This window comes from Neisseria mucosa (genome assembly GCF_013267835.1).
Taxonomy (GTDB): domain Bacteria; phylum Pseudomonadota; class Gammaproteobacteria; order Burkholderiales; family Neisseriaceae; genus Neisseria.
The window spans coordinates 1,064,711-1,083,798 of sequence record NZ_CP053939.1; the positions used below are offsets into that span (position 1 = coordinate 1,064,711).

Consider the following 19,088-nt stretch of genomic DNA (forward strand, 5'->3'; position numbering starts at 1 on the left):
AAGCAAAGGCCGTCTGAAACCTTATTCTTCAATTACTTGAGGAACGATATACAGGCGGTTGCGCACTTCGGGGGCAACAGCTTGATATTCCGCAGCATGATCGGTTTCAGTTACTTTATCTTCGCGCAGGCGCAAAGCGGCTTCGTGCGGATGCGCCATGGGTTCGATGCCGTCGGTATTGACGCTTTGCATGTTTTCAACCATGGCGAAAATGTCGTTCAACTCGGCAAGCGTTTTGTTTTTTTCTTCGTCCGTTAAAGTGAGGCGCGAGAGTTTTGCGATTTTTTCCACATCATTTAAGCTTAAAGCCATAAAAAATCCTTGTCTGATAGCAATGCACCTTGGGTTGGGGTATCATTGCATTTCGTCTTCTATGAAGCGAAGAATTATAACCGAAAACCAAACAGGTTGGCATGGTGTTTTGATTCAGACGGCCTTTTCAGGGTGCATTTATCCGTCTTAAACCGTGTACCTGTTTTTCTTATTTTAAATAACGCTAAACACATCCGGGCTGGGCCGGAATTTCAGGTATCCTATGTTTCGTCTTTTATCTCGTTTCCTCTCTAATGATATTGCCATCGACTTGGGCACGGCCAACACGCTGATTTTTGTACGCGGCAAAGGGATTGTTTTGGATGAGCCGTCCATGGTTGCGATTCAATCCGGCGCAGGCAATAAAAGTAAAATCATGGCCGTGGGTACGGAAGCTAAAAAAATGCAGGGCCGTGCGCCGCGCAATATTGAAATCGTCCGTCCGATGAAAGACGGCGTGATTGCCGATTTTGTGATTACCGAGCGTATGCTGGGTATGTTGATTAAAAAAGCCACCGAAGGACGGTCTTTGGTTCCGCCCCGTGTGGTTATCTGTGTTCCGGGCGGCTCTACCCAAGTGGAACGTAAAGCGATTTTGGATTCTGCATTTGCCGCCGGCGCGGCAAGCGTGCATTTGATTGAAGAACCGATGGCCGCCGCTTTGGGCGCAGGTTTGCCGATTGAAGATGCGGCAGGTTCGATGATTGTCGATATTGGCGGCGGTACGACTGAAATCGGTATCCTTTCACTGGGCGGTATGGCCTATTCTGCTTCTGTCCGCGCAGCCGGCGACGAGTTCGACAAAAGCATCATCCATTACCTGCGCCGCCATCGCGGCGTCTTGATCGGCGAAGCGACGGCAGAGGAATTGAAGAAACAAATCGGCTCGGCCTCTGGTTTTGAAACCGAAACAGCCATGCGCATTAAAGGCCGCGACCTGGCCGAAGGTACGCCTAAATCCTTGGCGGTTACGTCGAATGAAATCCGTGAAGCATTGAGTGAAACGGTAAATCAAATCATTCGCGCCGTCCGTCTGGCTTTGGAACAAGCTCCGCCCGAACTGGCCGGCGACATCGCCGACCGCGGCATTATGCTGACCGGCGGCGGTGCGCTTCTGCACGGTATCGATACCGTCTTGGCCGATGCAACCGGCCTGCCCGTCGGCATCGCCGACCAGCCTCTGAACTGCGTCGCCTATGGTGCCGGTAAGGCTTTGGACTATATCGGCAAATGGGATACCGTGTTTACGGAAAACCCATAAGGTAGATGGCTATGGAACGCTCTTCTTTGCGCTTTGACGAGGCAAAAGGCCCTAAGCTGTTGCCTCGTTTTGTCGTTTATATCGCCCTGGCGGCCGGCCTGATGGTGGCAGATTATCGCTTTTCATTGATGCAGCCTGTGCGCGCGGCAGTAATGCCCATGCTCTATCCTGCTCAATGGCTGGCCAATCAACCTGTTCAACTTTATCAATATTTTGCCGACCTCTCCCAGTCCAAATCCGAGCTTTTGGAACAAAACCGCCAGCTTTTGGAAGAAAATGGCCGTCTGAAAATCGATTTGCAGCGGGATAAAGTCAATACCGATGAATTGCGCGAATTGAAAAAACTGTACGGTTTGCAACAAAAAGGCATCCACAATGTTATCGGCGCGGAAGTCATTTCCAATGGCAAAGATCCGCTTTCCGAAAGACTGATTATCGGCAAAGGCAGTCAAGACGGCTTGAAAGTTGGCGATGCGGTCATCGATCAAAGCGGTTTGATCGGCCTGTTGACACAAGTCCATACACAAAGCGCGGAAATTGAGCTGATCTCAAGCGGACAAAGCATTGTCCCCGTCGCCGTCAGCCGCACCGGTGAACGCAATTTGGCATACGGTAATGGCAGCAGTTTGGATTTACGCTATTTCCCAACCGGCTCAGACTTGAAACCCGGCGATGTCCTGCTGACTTCCGGTTTGGACGGTACTTATCCCGCGGGGATTCCCGTTGCAACCGTCAGCAAGGTTGTCCGCGCATCGGGAACGCCTTATTACGATACGCAACTGACGCCTTTGGCCGCTTTACGCAGCAGCCGTTTTGTCTTGGTACTTTCTTCCGCCCCTTCTTCCCCACGCTGATTTCATGAACGATTTTGACGATTCTTACCGTGCAGTACCGCTGCACATCATGGCGGCCAGTCTCATCGTGATGATGATACTGGACTTTATGCCGTTTTCCTTTGACGGATTCTTCTGGCTGCCTGAAATGACGGCACTGATGTTGCTGTATTGGACATTGCATCAACCGCAACGCGCAGGCATGGGACTAGCTTTTGCCATCGGTCTGATTGTCGATGCCGCAACCGCCGCGACTTTGGGTTTGCACGCCCTGTCTTACGTCGTGATGACTTATTTCATCTTAAACCGACGCCGCCAAATCATGCTGTACGGCCACATTATGCAATTGGCCGCTGTCTTGGCTGCGTTGTTGCTCAATCAGGCCGTTTTAACTGCTGCCCGTCTGTTCCTCAATCATCAGGTCATCACTTTGCAAGGCTTTGTTGCCCCATTTGTCGGCGCATTGCTTTGGCCGATACTCAGCCAGCTGATGCTGATTGTGACCCGTATTTACCGCGCGCACTGAAAAGATGAAACCGATTCTTCCACGCCGTCTTTCCGGTGGTCAACATACCAAAAAACCTTCCGCTCAGGCAGCACAAGCCGACGCCCTATTGCGCCTGCTCGTTGCTTTTATCCTGATTGTCATCTTCTTTTCCATCTTGCTGACGCGGTTCTTTTACTTACAAGTAACCCAACACAATGAGTTTTCCGGTCAGGCATCGAGCAACCGCATCACCCTGATTCCAACGCCGCCCGTACGCGGCGAAATCGTCGATATCAACGGCGTTCCTTTGGCCAAAAACTATCCTGTCTTTTCGCTTGAAGTTATTCCCAGCCGCATCGAAGGCAAGATGGAAGATGTCATTGAAGCATTGAGAAAATACGTCGATATTACGCCGACAGATTTAAAACGCTTCAAAAAATACCGCGAAAGCTATAGAAAATTTGAAAATATCCCACTCAAACTCAGACTGACCGATGAAGAGGCTGCGCGTTTGTCCGTGCATCTGCGCGAATTCAAAGGCGTAGAGGTCAACTCACGCACATTCCGCGAATATCCTTACGGTAAGCTGACCTCCCATTTCTTAGGCTATATCGGCCGTATAAGCGATAAAGACAAAGAAATGCTGGAAGAAGAAGGCCTGACCGCCCTCTATCGCGGCAGTACGCATATCGGCAAATCCGGCTTGGAAAAATATTACGAACACCAGCTTCATGGCATTCCAGGCTATCAAGAAGTCGAAAAAGACGCTTATGGCAACATCGTCCGTGTATTGAAAAATGTCCCGTCCAAAATGGGGCAAACCTTACGCCTAGGGATGGATATCCGTATGCAGCAGGAAGCCGACCGAATCTTGGGCGACCGCCGTGGCGCATTGGTGGCTATCAATCCGCAAGACGGTACTGTTTTGGCATTTGTTTCCAAACCTTCCTTCGATCCCAACCTCTTTATTGATGGCATCGACAGCGACACTTGGAAAATGCTGAATGACGATTGGAAAAAGCCTTTGATCAACCGCGTTACCCAAGGCCTTTATCCTCCAGGTTCTACATTCAAACCCTTTATGGGCATGGCCTTGTTGGAAAGCGGCAAAATCACTCAAAACACCATCGTCCCCGCTCCCGGCGCATGGAGCATACCCGGCAGCCGCCATATCTTCCGCGACTCCGTCCGCAGCGGTCACGGCTCGGCCAACTTGAGCAAAGCCATTCAAGTATCCTCAGATACCTTCTTCTACCGTTTGGGTTACGAAATGGGTATCGATAAAGCCTCTCCGTATCTGGCGCAATTCGGTTTCGGCCAAAAAACCGGTATTGACCTGCCTAGCGAATACACAGGCGTTTTGCCCAGCCGCGAATGGAAAGCCAAACGCTTTGCCAAATCTTCCGACCCGACTGCCAAAGAATGGCGCGCCGGCGAGATGGTTTCCGTCAGTATCGGCCAAGGCTACAATGCCTACACGCCTTTGCAAATGGCACATGCGACAGCATCTCTGGCCAACAACGGTGTTGTCCATCAGCCGCATTTGGTCAAAGAAATATTGGATTTCGGTGCGCGTAAAATTACCCGCATCAATCCTAATCCCGAACGTCAAATTCCGTTTAAAGCCGACAACTTCGAATACGTCAAACGCGCCATGGAGAAGGTATTAAAACCGGGCGGTACGGCACACCGTATCGGCGGCGGACTTGCTTACACAATGGGCGGAAAAACCGGTACGGCCCAGGTCGTACAAATCAAACAGGGTGGCCGCTACAATGCCGCAGCCCTACGCGAACAACACCGCGACCACGCATGGTTTATCTCGTTTGCGCCATTGGAAAAACCTGAAATCGCCATTGCCGTTATTTTGGAAAACGGCGGCTGGGGTGCGTATGCCGCGCCATTGGCCCGTGAAATGACTGATTTTTATATGCTTCACGTCAAGCCGCAACAGTTTTCAGACGGCCTCGAAACAGATTCGGCCAAAACTGAAAAAACTGATAAACATCAGCCTATCACCAGCATTTTCCAATCCGCCTACGGACTGACCCCGACAAGCCCTGCCCCACAGCCGGAGGTTCATCATGAATAACACATCAGCGTGGAAAACGTTCAAATCCACCATCGCAGCCCCGATTGACCCGTGGCTGTTTTTTGCCATGCTCGCCATCTACATCATGAGCCTGTTTTTGCTCTATTCTGCAGACGGGCAAGAGTTCGGCCAATTGGAAAACAAAACCATCCATACCGTTTTGGGCTTTGCCCTGTTATGGATTATCGCCGTATTCAAGCCGCAAACGGCCGCCAAAGTTGCCCTGCCTGTTTATATCGTCGGCGTATTACTGCTGATTGGCGTCGAAGTTGCCGGCGTTACCGTCAACGGTTCGACCCGTTGGCTGAGCCTAGGTTTTACCCGTATCCAACCTTCCGAAATCATGAAAATCGGTATTCCCATGACTGTCGCGTGGTATTTCCAACGCTATGAAGGCCGTCTGAAATGGATACATTATATTGTCGCCCTCGTGCTGATTCTTGTTCCTGTTGCCCTGATTTTGAAACAGCCCGACCTCGGTACAGCCGCGCTGATTATGGCTTCGGGCATTTTTGTCATCTTTTTTGCCGGATTGCCCTGGAAAGCCATTTTTGCCGCTATTATTGCCTTTGTGGCCGCCCTGCCGCTCTTGTGGAACTACGGCATGCATGACTACCAGAAAACCCGCGTCCTTACCTTGCTCAACCCAACCAAAGACCCGTTAGGCGCGGGCTACCACATCATCCAATCCATGATTGCCATTGGCTCGGGCGGCGTATGGGGTAAGGGCTGGCTCAACGGCACGCAAACCCATTTGGACTATATTCCCGAATCAACGACTGACTTTATTTTCGCAGTATTCGGCGAAGAGTTCGGCCTGATCGGCAATATCCTTTTGCTGCTGGTTTACCTTATCATTTTGGCACGCGGATTGTGGATTGCCGCACAAGCGCAATCCCTTTACAGCCGTACTTTGGCAGGCGCATTGACCATGACCTTCTTCTGCTACGCCTTTGTAAACATGGGCATGGTCAGCGGTATTTTGCCCGTTGTCGGCGTCCCCCTTCCCCTGGTCAGCTACGGCGGTACGGCTACGCTTTCCATCATGGTGGTGCTGGCCCTGTTGATGGGTATCGCCAACGAACATAAAAACCTCCGCCGTCGCAATATGGACAACGACGATCTGACTGAAAGCAAGGAATAATATGGAATTAGGTGTAGAAATCGGCAAACTTCTCGTTGCACTTCTTGTACTGATCAACCCCTTCAGCGCACTCTCGATTTATCTTGACCTGACGCAAGACCACAGCACCAAAGAAAAACGCAGAATTGCGCGTACTGCCGCACTGGCCGTTTTCATCGTGATTGTCGTCTTTGCACTGAGCGGCGGTATCTTATTGAAAGTACTCGGCATCAGCGTGGGCTCTTTCCAAGTCGGCGGCGGCATTTTGGTTTTACTGATTGCCATCTCCTTAATGAACGGCAACGATAATCCTGCCAAACCAAAAATTGATCCCCATTCAGAAGAACATCAAAGTGTGCAACAAGTCCGCCGCAATGAAAAAGCCATTGCCGTCGTCCCCATTGCCATTCCGATTACCATCGGCCCCGGCGGTATTTCTACCGTCATCATTTACTCCTCTGCCGCCAAAAATTACAGCGATATTGCCCTGATTATCATCTCCGGCTTTCTGGTCAGCCTGATTTGCTATCTCATCCTGATCGTTGCCGGACGCATCAGCAAACGCTTGGGCACGACCGGCCTGACCATCCTCAACCGCATTATGGGCATGATGCTTGCCGCCATTTCCGTAGAGATTATTGTTGCCGGATTAAAATCTATTTTTCCCCAACTGGTCGCTTGAAGTACAATTATCACAATAAAAGGCCGTCTGAAACATTTTCAGACGGCCTCATAAAAACATAAAAACAAAGGAGCCCAACCATGTTTCACAGCACCCATGTCTTTACCGGAGAAACTATTTACCGACGACCGGCACAAAGCTACACCGAATTTACCGACGAATTAAACCGCCTCCAAACCCTTCAGCAAACCTTCGCACAATCAAGCATTATCGAGCGCACCGCCCTCTTACAGCAATTTGCCGACAGCCTCACCCAAAACCAAGAACGCCTCGCCGAAATGGTTTGCGAAGAAGTTGGCCGCTGCCTGCATGAATGCCGCGCCGAAATCAGCAAATCCATCGAGCTTATCCGCTACTACGTCCGCCTCGCGCCCGAACTGCTCTCCCATAAAACCATCGCCACCCAAGCCAGCCTCAGCCAAGTCCGCTTCGAGCCTTTGGGCGTTGTTTTGGCAGTCATGCCGTGGAACTATCCTGTTTGGCAGATTTTACGATTTGCCATCCCTGCCCTGTGCGCCGGCAATGCCTGCGCGGTCAAACCTGCGCCCAGTGTTGCCCGCGTCAGCGAAACCCTCTTCAGCCTCGTCCCCAAAGGTTTGCCGCTTATCGGCGCATGGTTAAGTCATGAAGACACGCTTAAAGCCATCGAAGATACCGATGCCATGGCATTCACCGGTTCGACCCATACCGGCCGCCTGCTGGCCGCACATGCAGGCAAACATCTGAAAAAAACCGTCCTTGAACTGGGCGGCAGCAATCCGTTTATCATCCTGCCCGATGCCGATCTCCAACGCGCAGCCATCGACGCCTGCTATTCACGCTTCCGCGATGCCGGACAATCCTGCAACGCCGCCAAACGCATCATTGTTACCCAAAATATTGCCGAACAATTTATCCCGCTCTTCCTTGCCGAGTGCGCCAAACTGCAAACCGGCAATCCTAAAGACCCAAACACCACCCTTGCCCCGCTTCACCGCCAAGACCTGCGCCAAAACGTGCACGAACAGGTTCAAGATGCGGTTGCACACGGCGCGCAATGCTTGAGCGGCGGCTATATTCCTGATGGAAAAAGCTGGTTTTACCCGGCTACCGTCTTGGATCAAGTCAATCCAAACTGCCGCGTTTGGCATGAAGAAGTCTTCGGCCCGGTTGCCATGATCTTACGCGCCGACAATCCGGAGCACGCCGTCGCGCTTGCCAATGACACACCTTTCGGCCTCGGCGCCTGTATCTACACAGCCGACACGGCAAATGCATGGAAATACGCCGAAAAAATCCAAGCAGGCTCTGTCTTTATCAACCGCCACACCAGCAGCGACTTGCGCCTCCCCTTTGGCGGCGTCAAAGCTTCAGGCTACGGACGGGAGCTATCCGAATTCGGACTGTACGAATTCGTCAACGTCAAAACCTATTGGCAAAAATAAACTGTTTCATTCACTCAGGCCGTATGAAAACCCAATTTCAGACGGCCTGATGTTTTTTTAAAGACTGGCAAAAATGTTGTATTTAAAACCCATACCAATTCTGCAAAATCAAAGCAGCTCAAAAATAAGCAACCTATCTTAGAAAGCAATTCATATTTCCATGCCCATTTTGAATCGGCAGCTTACCATGTTCATCATTCCAACCGTTTCATTAAGCTCTTTATAAAATACCCAATAAACAAAAATGCCGTCTGAAATACAACTTTCAGACGGCATTTTCAATCAAATACTACTTATCGGATTACAATTTCAAACCGGCCAGTTTAGCAGCATACGCATCCAAATCGGCGATTGGACGGGTAGCCACGCCGCTTTCCATCGCTGCTTTAGCAGTAGCCGTAGCAACGCGAGGCAACAGGCGGGAATCGAATGGGGTAGGAATCAGGTATTCCGCACCGAATTCAAATTTCTTACCGTAAGCGGCAACCACTTCTTCAGTTACCTCTTCCATCGCCAAATCAGCCAAAGCATACACGCAGGCGCGTTTCATTTCTTCGTTGATGGTGGTCGCGCCGACATCCAATGCGCCACGGAAGATGAATGGGAAGCACAATACGTTGTTCACTTGGTTCGGGAAGTCTGAACGGCCGGTACCGATGACCACATCCGGACGGGTTTCTTTTGCCAATGGAGGCAGGATTTCCGGATTCGGGTTTGCCATGGCGAACACGATTGGTTTTTCATTCATGGTGTTCAGCATTTCAGGCGTCAGCAGGTTTGCGCCGGACAGACCCAAGAAGATGTCTTTACCTTTAACGGCATCGGCCAATACGCGTTGGCCGTTGTCTTCAATGGCGTAGAACTGTTTGGACTCGTCCATACGGTCTTTGTCTTCGCGGGTTTTGTAAATCACGCCTTTGGAGTCGCAAACGGTCACGTTTTCGCGTTTCAAACCCAAATCCAGCAATTGGTTCAAGCAGGCAATCGCGGCCGCACCTGCGCCGGAACACACCAAAGTCGCTTCTTCGATTTTACGGCCGGTATAACGCAAAGCGTTCAACACAGCGGCGGCGGTGATGATGGCGGTACCGTGTTGGTCGTCGTGGAATACGGGGATTTTGCAGCGTTTGCGCAATTCGCGTTCGATGTAGAAGCACTCGGGCGCTTTAATGTCTTCAAGGTTGATACCGCCGAAAGTCGGTTCCAAAGAAGCGATGATGTCCACCAGTTTTTGCGGGTCTTTTTCATCGATTTCGATGTCAAACACGTCAACGCCGGCGAATTTTTTGAACAATACGCCTTTGCCTTCCATAACAGGTTTGCCGGCCAATGCACCGATGTTGCCCAAACCCAACACTGCGGTACCGTTGGAAATCACGGCAACCAAATTGCCTTTGGCGGTGTATTTGTAGGCATTTTGCGGATCGGCATGGATTTCCATACAAGGAGCGGCTACGCCCGGAGAGTACGCCAACGCCAAGTCTTTAGAAGTAGCCAGAGATTTGGTTGGGGTAACGGAGATTTTGCCCGGCACGGGGAATTCGTGGAACTGCAGGGCGGCTTCTTTTAATGAATTTTCCATTTGTCGATCCTGTTTGCGAGAGAGAGATTTTACAGCGAACAAGTCTGAAACGGGCTGCTCCAGACATTTAAACTTCTAAAGTCGGTTTGTTAACAGTCCGGCTTTGTAAGAGGCCGTAATTTTATCATGTTCTTTTGGTGGCGCATACCGATATTTATTACATTTGTTTTGATGTTTCATTTTATTTGGTTTTATGTCTGAAAACTTCTGTAATAATATTTCTTCGATACATCAGTCTTCTTTCAGACGGCATTTTATTTAAACTTAAACATTCAATCCGAAATGGCTGTCCAGTGCGGTTTCAATCTGGGTTTTGACTGCGTCCAAACTTTGGCCGCTGTCGATGACGGCGTATCGTTCCGGCTGTTTGGCAGCACGTTGCAAATACACTTCCCGCACCCGATTAAAAAACTCGGCTGCCTCTTGCTCGAAGCGGTCTTTCTCGCGCGTTTGGTTGATGCGCGCCATCGATACTTCCAAAGGCACATCCAACAGCAAGGTCAAATCGGGACGGAAATCACCCTGCACCCAATGCTCGAGCGTGGCAATATCCTGCAAGGGAACGCCGCGCCCGCCGCCTTGATAGGCAAACGTTGCATCGGTAAAGCGGTCGGAAACGACATGCGTGCCGTTTTTCAGGGCAGGCAGAATGACGGTTTCCAAGTGTTGCTGTCTGGCGGCAAACATCAACAGGGTTTCGGTGCGCAGGCTGACTTGGGTGGCAGGGTTGAGCAGGATTTCGCGCAATGCTTCTCCGGCAGGCGTGCCTCCCGGTTCGCGCGTAAACAATACGGGCAGTTTGTGTTTCTCAAACCATGCTTTCATTACGGCGAGGTTGGTGGATTTGCCTGCGCCGTCTATGCCGTCAAGGGTAATAAATCTGGGTTTCATATGGATATCGTTAATCTAAAGGCCGTCTGAAACTGGGATTATAAATGTTTCAGACGGCCTATTCGGTTTATTTCTTCAAAATATATTTGCGTACGGCGGCGTTGTGTTCAGAAAGATTGTGGCTGAACTCGCTCAGGCCCGTACCATCCATTTTTGAGACGAAATACAGATATTTTTCATTAGACGGATGACCCGCCGCCTCAAGCGCGGCCTTGCCGGGAAGCGCAATCGGCGTCGGCGTCAAACCGCTGCGCGTATAAGTATTGTAAGGCGTATCGCGTTGCAGGTCGGCTTTGCGGATTCTGCCTTTATACGCATCGCCCATGCCATAGATGACAGTCGGGTCGGTTTGCAGGCGCATGCCGATATTCAGGCGGTTGACGAATACGGCGGCCACATGGGCGCGGTCGTCTTCGTGCGCGGTTTCTTTTTCAATCAGACTCGCCATAATCAGCATTTCGTACGGATTTTTATAAGGCAGGCCGCTTTGACGGTCGTCCCATGCTTCTTGCAGGTTTTCCCGCATTTTGCGGTAGGCGATTTTATAAATTTGAAGATCGCTGCCGCCGGCATCAATTTCGTAACTATCCGGGAAAAACTGTCCTTCGGGATTGCTGCTCAAGGCGTCGGGTGCCACTTCGGCCATCAGTTTTTCATCGCTCCAGCCGCGCGTATCGTGGGCAATGTCGGCAGTATTGTCGATAATACGGCGCATCTGGGCAAAACGCGCGCCTTCCAAAATTTGCACGCTGACCGAATCAGGGCGGCCTTTTTTAATGCGTTTTAAAATGTCCCAAGCCGATACTTTGGCAGACAGGCGGTAAGAGCCGGCATTGAGTTGGTTGTGCACACCCATCACATATGCGGCGGCTACCAGCACATAACGGTTATAAACGATGCCGTCTTGAGCCAGCTTGCGACTGACGGAAGAGATACCTTGATTCTTAGCAACGGTAATACGGTATGGTTTGCCGTTGTTTTTCGGAACAAACAACAATGCGGCAACCACGGCGGCAAATGCCGTCAAAAATACGGCCAGCCATTTCAACAATTTTTTCAACATGGTAGGATTCTTGGTTTGTGAACGTGTCGGGCGACAGTATAACCGAAAACAAGCATATTAAGCCTGCCGCATTCCCCAACGTAAGTTTTCCTATCCCGAAAGGCCGTCTGAAACCATGAATTCTCCTTCAAAAAACACTTGGCAAAACGGCCGTTGGCTGAATGCACGCCAAACTCATTCGCCCAATTTCAGCCCGCGCGAACCGGATAAAGACGTCTCTTTGGTTGTCCTCCACAATATTTCCCTCCCTCCTTTTGAGTACAACACAGGGGCAGTGGAAAAATTGTTTACCAACCAAATCAACCCTGACGAGCATCCTTTTTTCAGCATCATCCACACCTTGCGCGTCTCCAGCCATTTTTTCATCAGCCGTAAAGGCGAAACCGTCCAATTCGTTTCCTGCGACGACATGGCCTATCATGCCGGCGTATCGTCTTTTCAAGGCAGAGAAAAATGCAATGCCTTTTCCATCGGTATCGAATTGGAAGGCTGCGATTTCGAGCCTTTTACCGAAGCACAATACACCAGCCTGCAAGCCTTGTTGACCGCTATTTCCGAACATTACCCGATTCAGGCCGTTACCGGTCATCAGGACATCGCTCCGGACAGGAAAACCGATCCCGGACATTTCTTCGATTGGCATCGCTTTCAAAAAGCAGGTTTTCCCGTCCGGCGCGGATAACTTTCAGACGGCCTGAACACTGATTGGCAGACATAATGCTGTCACAACCGTTTATTTTCGTTATAATTCAGCTATTCATTCGGACGCATAAAGTCCGGCTCCAACGAACTGCCCGCGCAGCAAGATTCCGCACCCTGAAAAAGACGGAATGCTGCCTTTTTAAAAAGTGATTACTCCATGATTTTCATCGTCTTAGCCCTCGCCGCCCTTTTGGCGGTCATCGGTTACAACATGTACCAGGAAAACCAATACCGCAAACAAGTGCGCGAACAATTCGGCCATTCCGATAAGGATGCACTTTTGACCAGCAAAACCAAACACGTCCGCGACAGCAAAGAAACCGGCGGCCAAGGTTTGTTTATCAAGAAAAACAAAAAAAACGAAGAGGCATTGCGCAACCTGCAGGAACAAGATGAAATCTACGCGGCCAAAGCCAAACTGGCCCACCCTGCCCAACTGAAAACCGATGTCGAGCTGACTGTGGAAGACGACTTCTCCGCAGAAGAAAAAGTCCAACACACCGTTATCGGTTTGAACAACGAAATTACCATAAATCCTGCCGAAGCCGCTTCCACTCCGGTAGAAACCACAGCCGAGCCTGTGGCACAAGTACCATTGATCAGCCTGGACGAATTGTCTCAAGTCGAGCTGCCTTGGTTTGACCCGCGCTTCGACTACATGGCCTACATCTCCCTGAAGCAAGCCCAAGAATTGCATGCCCTGCCGCGCCTTTCCGCTACCCACCGCTTCCAAATCATCGGTTGCACCATGGACGACCATTTCCGCGTTGCCGAGCCGATTCCGGGCGTTTACTACCAAGGCTTCGTCATGGGCCTGCAAGCTGTCAGCCGCAACGGTTTGGCCGCGCGTGAAGAGCTGCAACACTTCGACCAACAGGTTGATGCTTTTGCCCAACTGATGGACGGCAAAGTTTTGCATACCGACTTGGACGCGTTCACCGAAGTCGCACAAGCCCTCGACCAATTCTGTGCGCGTGTTGACCAAACCATCGCCATTCACTTGGTTTCCCATTCCAACATCAGCGGCGTAGAATTGCGTGCCGCCGTGGAAGAAACCGGTTTCAAATTGGGTGAAGACGGCGCGTTCCACTTCGGCGACAACAACAATCCTCAATTGTTCTCCATCCATACTTTGGACAACAAACCGTTTACCAATCCTTTGCTGGACAACCAAGCCTACCGTGGCTTCAGCATGTTGCTGGATATTCCGCACGTTCCGGCCGGCGAAAAAACTTTCGACAAATTCATGGACTTGGCAGTCAAACTTTCCGGCCAACTCAGCTTGGATTTGGTTAACGACCAAATGGAAGAAGTTTCCACCCAATGGCTCAAAGACGTACGCAACTACGTTTTGGCCCGTCAGGAAGAAATGCTTAAAGTCGGCCTCAAACCCGGCAGCAAACAAGCCCTGCGCCTGTTCTCCTAAATTTCCCCAATCAAAAAGCGGATATGCAATGACGGCATATCCGCTTTTTTCAGGTAAAATCACTTCATCTTCAATATTCATCGATTTTCAGACGGCCTCTCTATCATCAGGCCGTCTGAAAACTCTATTCCGATTACACAATGAATCTGACCGCACAACGTATCAAATACCTGACCGACCTCCTCAACCGCTACGCCTATGAATACTACACCCTAGACGCGCCCAGCGTACCCGATGCCGAATACGACAAATTGTTCCGCGAGCTTGAAGCATTGGAGCGAAACCATCCCGAGCTCAAACTGCCCGACAGCCCGACCCAACGTGTCGGTGGCGAGCCTTTGTCAGGCTTTGCCGAAGTACGCCACGAAGTACCGATGCTGTCGCTGACCAACGCCTTCTCGCCACAAGATGAAAACGGCGTGTTCGACCATGCCGAAATGTATGCTTTCGATGAGCGCGTTCGTGGCGGATTAAACGGAGAAAAACCGGAATACGTTATCGAACCTAAATTTGACGGTCTGGCCATCAGCCTGCTGTACCGCGACGGCGTATTGACTCAAGCGGCAACCCGTGGCGACGGCACCACAGGCGAAGACGTTACCCAAAACGTCAAAACCGTATCCAACATCCCCCTGCGTCTGCATGGAGAAAATATTCCCGAGCTTATCGAAATTCGCGGCGAAGTTCTGATGCTCAAAGCCGATTTTGCCGCCTTAAACGCACGACAGGCTGAAAACGGACAAAAACCTTTCGCCAATCCGCGCAATGCCGCCGCCGGCAGTCTGCGCCAACTCGATTCGCGCATTACGGCACAGCGCAAACTGCATTTCTTTCCCTATTCCATCGCCCGACAACAAGGCGGTTTTATCGCAGAAGAACACCTGCAAGAGCTGAGCTACTGTAAAGAACTCGGCTTCAGCCTGCCTGACGGTAATTTCGGCTGTTTCCCCAATATCGACAAAGTATTGGCGTTTTACGAGCAAATGCAGCAAAAACGCCCTACATTGCCCTACGAAATCGACGGCATGGTGATCAAGGTCAACAGCTTGACGCAACAGCGCGAACTCGGCTTCATCTCCCGTGCGCCGCGCTGGGCCATTGCCCACAAATTCCCTGCCGAAGAAGCATTGACCATTGTCGAAGCCATTGATGTACAAATTGGGCGCACCGGCGCAGTAACCCCCGTCGCCCGCCTGCAACCTGTATTCGTCGGCGGCGTTACCGTTACCAATGCTACGCTGCACAATCAAGATGAAGTGTCTCGAAAAGACGTACGCGTTGGCGATACCGTCGTCGTGCGCCGCGCCGGAGACGTGATTCCCGAGGTGGTGCGCGTGATTTTCGAACGCCGCCCAATGCAAGAGGCTAACGTTACCGTTTCAGACGGCCTGCAAGACGATTTGTTTGCCAAAACACCTTCTGAAACCCAAGCCAAACCGCTGCACAAACCCTACCGCCTGCCCACCCATTGCCCTATCTGCCGCAGCGAAATCGAACGTGAAGAAGGCGAAGCGGTTGCCCGATGCAGCGGCGGTATGCTTTGCCAAGCACAACGCGCGCAAGGTTTAATCCACTTCGCCTCACGCAAAGCCATGGACATCGACGGACTCGGTCAAAAACAAATCGAGCAGCTTGTCGCCCAAGACCTCGTCCGCCATTTCGCCGACCTCTACCGCCTCGATATTCCGACCCTGCAAAAAATGAAGGAAATGGCGGACAAAGCATCGGCTAATGAGGAAGAACCATCAAACAGTGAAATTGGAGACTTTGAAGGCGAGACCGGCAATACTCTGCTTGCCAAAAACAATAAAAAACAGCCGACCAAATGGGCAGAAAACATCCTTGCAGGCATAGAAGCCAGCAAAACGCCCGAACTTGCGCGCTTCCTCTTTGCCCTCGGCATCCGTCACGTCGGCGAACGTACCGCCAAAACGCTGGCGCAGGCATTCGGTACGCTCGAGCACGTCCGCCATGCACCCGAACCTATCCTCGCCTGCCTGCCCGATATCGGCACGGTGGTTGCCCACTCCATCGCCCACTTTTTTGCCCAAGAAGCGCAGCAGGCGATGATAGACGAGCTGCTGGCTGTAGGTGTTGTCCCGCAAAGCCAGGCTGTTACCATCCCGCCGCTGCGCCATGCCGAGCCGCAACGCTGGATTGCCCGCCTACCCGATTTTAAAATCAGCGAAACCAAAGCACTGGCCTTGTGGGAACTCGCCGGACAAAGTATAGAAGGTCTGCAAACCGACAAAGCATTACCTGCCGATTGGCAAGCCTGGCGAAGCAAACCGCAAAACGCAGCCCTGCTTGAAAATATGAAAACTTTCTTTGCACAAACACTGTCTAATCTTCAAGATGAAACTATTTCAGACGGCATTAATGAGGCCGTAGCAGGTAAAACCTTTGTATTGACAGGGACTTTACCCACGCTCAAACGCGACCAGGCCCAAGCTATGATCGAAGCCGCAGGCGGTAAAGTTTCCGGCAGCGTATCCAAAAAAACCGACTACGTTGTCGCCGGAGAAGCAGCTGGCAGTAAATTGGAAAAAGCCCAAACGCTGGGCATAGCCGTATTGAGCGAAGAAGAATTGCTGTCGTTGCTGGGATAAGACAGTATCCATGATCAATCCACCTTTTAAAACCGACTGATACTTTATCATGTGGTATCATCACTACATACGACTACACCTTTACACTTTTGGGGTATAACCCTTAATCAAATAGGATAATAATATGAAACCCATTAAAAAATGCGTCTTCCCTGTTGCCGGTATGGGTACCCGTTTCCTGCCTGCAACCAAAGCCAGCCCCAAAGAAATGCTGCCTATTGTGGATAAGCCTCTGATTCAATATGCAGTCGAAGAAGCGGTTGAAGCCGGCTGTACCGAAATGGTATTCATCACCGGCCGTAACAAACGCAGCATCGAAGACCACTTCGACAAAGCATACGAGTTGGAAACCGAATTGGAATTGCGTCAAAAAGACAAACTACTGGCGCACGTTCGCGATATTCTGCCTCCCAACATTACCTGCATGTATATCCGTCAAACCGAAGCATTGGGTTTAGGTCATGCCGTATTGTGCGCGCAGGCAGCCGTTGGTAACGAGCCTTTTGCCGTTATTTTGGCAGACGATTTGATTGATACGCCTAAAGGTGCGCTAAAACAAATGGTTGACGTGTACAACCAAAGCGGCAACAGCGTTTTAGGCGTTGAAACCATCGATCCTTCCCAAACCGGTTCTTACGGTATTGTCGAAGTCGAGCAGCTGAAAAACTATCAACGTATTATCAACATCGTTGAAAAACCCAAACCGGAAGAAGCACCTTCCAACCTCGCCGTTGTCGGCCGCTACATCCTGACCCCGCGTATTTTTGACTTGTTGACCAACCTGCCGCGCGGTGCCGGCGGTGAAATCCAACTGACCGACGGTATCGCCCGCCTGCTTGATCATGAATTTGTCTTGGCTCACGCATTTGAAGGCAAGCGCTATGACTGCGGCAGCAAATTGGGTTACCTTGAAGCGACTGTGGCTTACGGTCTGAAACACCCTGAAACCGGTGAACAATTTAAAGAATTGCTCAAGCAATACGCTTAAATTCAGCTATTTATAAAAAGGCCGTCTGAAATTTCAGACGGCCTTTTTCTACACTTATTTCTTCCAATATGCCGGAGTAAACAAAATTAAAACAGTAAAAATTTCCAAACGTCCCAACAGCATCACTGCCGCACACAACCATTTCTGCACATCGCTCAGCGCAGCATAATTATGCGACGGACCGACTGCACCCAAGCCCGGGCCGGCATTGGTAATACAGGCAATGACTGCCGTGAAGGCGGATAAAAAGTCCAAGCCTGCGGCCATCAGTAAAAAGCTGAATACGATGACCGTCATAAAGTAAATAAAAATGAACGACATAACGGTCAGCGCCATACGATCCGGAATGGAGTTGTTGTTGACCTTTACCGTACGAACCGCACGCGGGTGCAGCAAAATTAACATCTCGCGCAAGCTGAATTTGAACAACACCAAAGCGCGCACATTTTTAATACCGCCGCCCATAGAGCCTGAGCTTGCCAAGACGTTCGACAGGAAAAACATCCACAACGACACAATCAGCGGCCATTGTGCAAAATCGGCATTGGAGAAACCGCTGGCCAATCCGATGGACACAAAGTTGAAGCTGACAAAACGCAAAGCTTCGCCAAGGCTTTGGTACACGTCCTGCTGCCACAGATACAATGCCGAAATCAAAATACTGCCCGACAAAACCAGCAGCATGGTGCGGCATTCTTCATCCTTCCAATACACCCGCCAAGAGCGGTTGCCCAGCGCAGTAAAATGGCTGGCAAAATTGATACCGCCCCAGACAGTAAAAAACATCAACGTCCATTCGACTGCCAAGGAATCAAAAAAAGCAACGTTGTCATCATGCGTTGAAAAACCGCCTAAAGCCACAGCCGACATCGCATGGCATAAGGCGTCAAACCAGCCCATGCCGGCAATATGCAAGGACACAAAGGCAGCGGCGGTTGTCAGCGCATAAGCAAACCATAGCCGTTTGGCCACTTGCGAAATACGGGGAGCCATCTTGCTTTCTTTATCCATACCCGGAATTTCGGCTTTGAAAAGCTGCGTGCCCCCCACGCCCAACATCGGCAAAATCGCCACAGCCAGCACGATAATACCCATGCCGCCGAGCCAGTTGAGCATGTGCCGCCAAAAGTTTACAGACGGCGCCAGCGTATCCAAGCCGGAAATCACTGTCGCACCCGTCGTCGTCAGCCCTGACATCGCTTCAAAAAATGCATCGGTAAAACTCATGGACGGCATATAGAAATAAATCGGCATCGCCGCCACGACAGCAAAAGCCAGCCACAGCATCAGTACCAGGGTAAATCCGTCGCGCGGCCGCAATTCACGGTTGAAACGCAGCGTCAGTACCCAAGTTACGCACGACACCAGCAATACGGTCAACGCCGTATAGGCAAATACGAAAAATGCGCTGTCGTGATAAAAATACGACATCAGTGTCGGCACGGCCAACAGCAATGAAAACAACAGCCCCAGCTTGGACAATACATGGACAATCGGCATCACCTTACTTACCGCACCGCCCAATCTGAAACCCTTATGCAGATACATCATATTCCTATCATCAGAAAACAAAATGTTTCAGACGGCCTCATAAAAAAGGCCGTCTGAAACCG

Annotated in this window: 16 protein-coding genes; 11 read left to right on the forward strand and 5 right to left on the reverse strand. The window is 50.8% G+C overall.

The window, feature by feature from the left end; all coding sequences use genetic code 11:
- Window positions 1-21: 21 nt before the first annotated feature.
- Window positions 22-312 carry an Asp-tRNA(Asn)/Glu-tRNA(Gln) amidotransferase subunit GatC gene (gene gatC / locus FOC66_RS05020; protein WP_003685110.1) on the reverse strand — a complete coding sequence of 97 codons (291 nt, stop codon included), beginning with the start codon at window positions 310-312 and terminating at the stop codon, window positions 22-24.
- A 223-nt stretch (window positions 313-535) separates the two neighbouring features.
- Here gatC and FOC66_RS05025 point away from each other — a divergent pair, with 223 nt between their 5' ends.
- The 7 genes from FOC66_RS05025 to FOC66_RS05055 all read left to right on the forward strand — a co-directional run bounded on the left by FOC66_RS05025 (window position 536) and on the right by FOC66_RS05055 (window position 8,214).
- Window positions 536-1,573 (forward strand): rod shape-determining protein, encoded by a 1,038-nt coding sequence (locus FOC66_RS05025; RefSeq protein ID WP_003747269.1) that lies wholly within the window; start codon window positions 536-538, stop codon window positions 1,571-1,573.
- Between the two features lie 11 nt (window positions 1,574-1,584).
- Window positions 1,585-2,427 carry a rod shape-determining protein MreC gene (gene mreC, locus FOC66_RS05030; protein WP_003747270.1) on the forward strand — a complete coding sequence of 281 codons (843 nt, stop codon included), beginning with the start codon at window positions 1,585-1,587 and terminating at the stop codon, window positions 2,425-2,427.
- A gap of 4 nt (window positions 2,428-2,431) precedes the next feature.
- Window positions 2,432-2,932, forward strand: a complete 501-nt coding sequence (gene mreD, locus FOC66_RS05035) for a rod shape-determining protein MreD (RefSeq protein ID WP_003747271.1) — start codon at window positions 2,432-2,434, stop codon at window positions 2,930-2,932.
- A 4-nt stretch (window positions 2,933-2,936) separates the two neighbouring features.
- Entirely contained in the window at window positions 2,937-4,985 is a 2,049-nt protein-coding gene (gene mrdA, locus FOC66_RS05040) for a penicillin-binding protein 2 (protein WP_003747273.1), read from the forward strand.
- A complete protein-coding gene (gene rodA / locus FOC66_RS05045; RefSeq protein ID WP_003747275.1) occupies window positions 4,978-6,129 on the forward strand; it encodes a rod shape-determining protein RodA in 1,152 nt (383 codons plus the stop codon). Before mrdA ends, rodA begins: the two co-directional genes overlap by 8 nt.
- 1 nt (window position 6,130) lies before the next feature.
- Window positions 6,131-6,790, forward strand: coding sequence for a MarC family protein (locus FOC66_RS05050; protein ID WP_003747277.1), 660 nt, complete (start codon window positions 6,131-6,133; stop codon window positions 6,788-6,790).
- A gap of 80 nt (window positions 6,791-6,870) precedes the next feature.
- Window positions 6,871-8,214: an aldehyde dehydrogenase family protein gene (locus tag FOC66_RS05055; RefSeq protein WP_003747279.1), complete on the forward strand. Its 1,344-nt coding sequence runs from the start codon at window positions 6,871-6,873 to the stop codon at window positions 8,212-8,214.
- 301 nt (window positions 8,215-8,515) lie between these two features.
- Here the strand turns inward: FOC66_RS05055 and FOC66_RS05060 are convergent, their stop codons facing one another.
- The 3 genes from FOC66_RS05060 to mltG all read right to left on the reverse strand — a co-directional run bounded on the left by FOC66_RS05060 (window position 8,516) and on the right by mltG (window position 11,750).
- Window positions 8,516-9,796 (reverse strand): malic enzyme-like NAD(P)-binding protein, encoded by a 1,281-nt coding sequence (locus FOC66_RS05060; RefSeq protein ID WP_003747281.1) that lies wholly within the window; start codon window positions 9,794-9,796, stop codon window positions 8,516-8,518.
- A 264-nt stretch (window positions 9,797-10,060) separates the two neighbouring features.
- Window positions 10,061-10,687, reverse strand: a complete 627-nt coding sequence (tmk, locus tag FOC66_RS05065) for a dTMP kinase (RefSeq protein ID WP_003747283.1) — start codon at window positions 10,685-10,687, stop codon at window positions 10,061-10,063.
- A 67-nt stretch (window positions 10,688-10,754) separates the two neighbouring features.
- Window positions 10,755-11,750: an endolytic transglycosylase MltG gene (gene mltG, locus FOC66_RS05070; RefSeq protein ID WP_003747285.1), complete on the reverse strand. Its 996-nt coding sequence runs from the start codon at window positions 11,748-11,750 to the stop codon at window positions 10,755-10,757.
- Window positions 11,751-11,865: 115 nt separating this feature from the next.
- Between mltG and ampD the strand changes: the two genes are divergently transcribed.
- The 4 genes from ampD to galU all read left to right on the forward strand — a co-directional run bounded on the left by ampD (window position 11,866) and on the right by galU (window position 17,475).
- Window positions 11,866-12,432 carry a 1,6-anhydro-N-acetylmuramyl-L-alanine amidase AmpD gene (ampD, locus tag FOC66_RS05075; protein ID WP_003747287.1) on the forward strand — a complete coding sequence of 189 codons (567 nt, stop codon included), beginning with the start codon at window positions 11,866-11,868 and terminating at the stop codon, window positions 12,430-12,432.
- A 177-nt stretch (window positions 12,433-12,609) separates the two neighbouring features.
- Window positions 12,610-13,878, forward strand: a complete 1,269-nt coding sequence (locus FOC66_RS05080; protein ID WP_003747288.1) for a cell division protein ZipA C-terminal FtsZ-binding domain-containing protein — start codon at window positions 12,610-12,612, stop codon at window positions 13,876-13,878.
- A 140-nt stretch (window positions 13,879-14,018) separates the two neighbouring features.
- Complete coding sequence (gene ligA / locus FOC66_RS05085) at window positions 14,019-16,487, forward strand: NAD-dependent DNA ligase LigA (protein WP_003747289.1); 2,469 nt, start codon at window positions 14,019-14,021, stop codon at window positions 16,485-16,487.
- Window positions 16,488-16,611: 124 nt separating this feature from the next.
- Window positions 16,612-17,475, forward strand: a complete 864-nt coding sequence (gene galU, locus FOC66_RS05090) for a UTP--glucose-1-phosphate uridylyltransferase GalU (protein WP_003747291.1) — start codon at window positions 16,612-16,614, stop codon at window positions 17,473-17,475.
- Window positions 17,476-17,529: 54 nt separating this feature from the next.
- Here galU and FOC66_RS05095 read toward each other — a convergent pair whose 3' ends face one another.
- Window positions 17,530-19,026: a TrkH family potassium uptake protein gene (locus tag FOC66_RS05095; protein WP_050787146.1), complete on the reverse strand. Its 1,497-nt coding sequence runs from the start codon at window positions 19,024-19,026 to the stop codon at window positions 17,530-17,532.
- Window positions 19,027-19,088 lie beyond the last annotated feature (62 nt).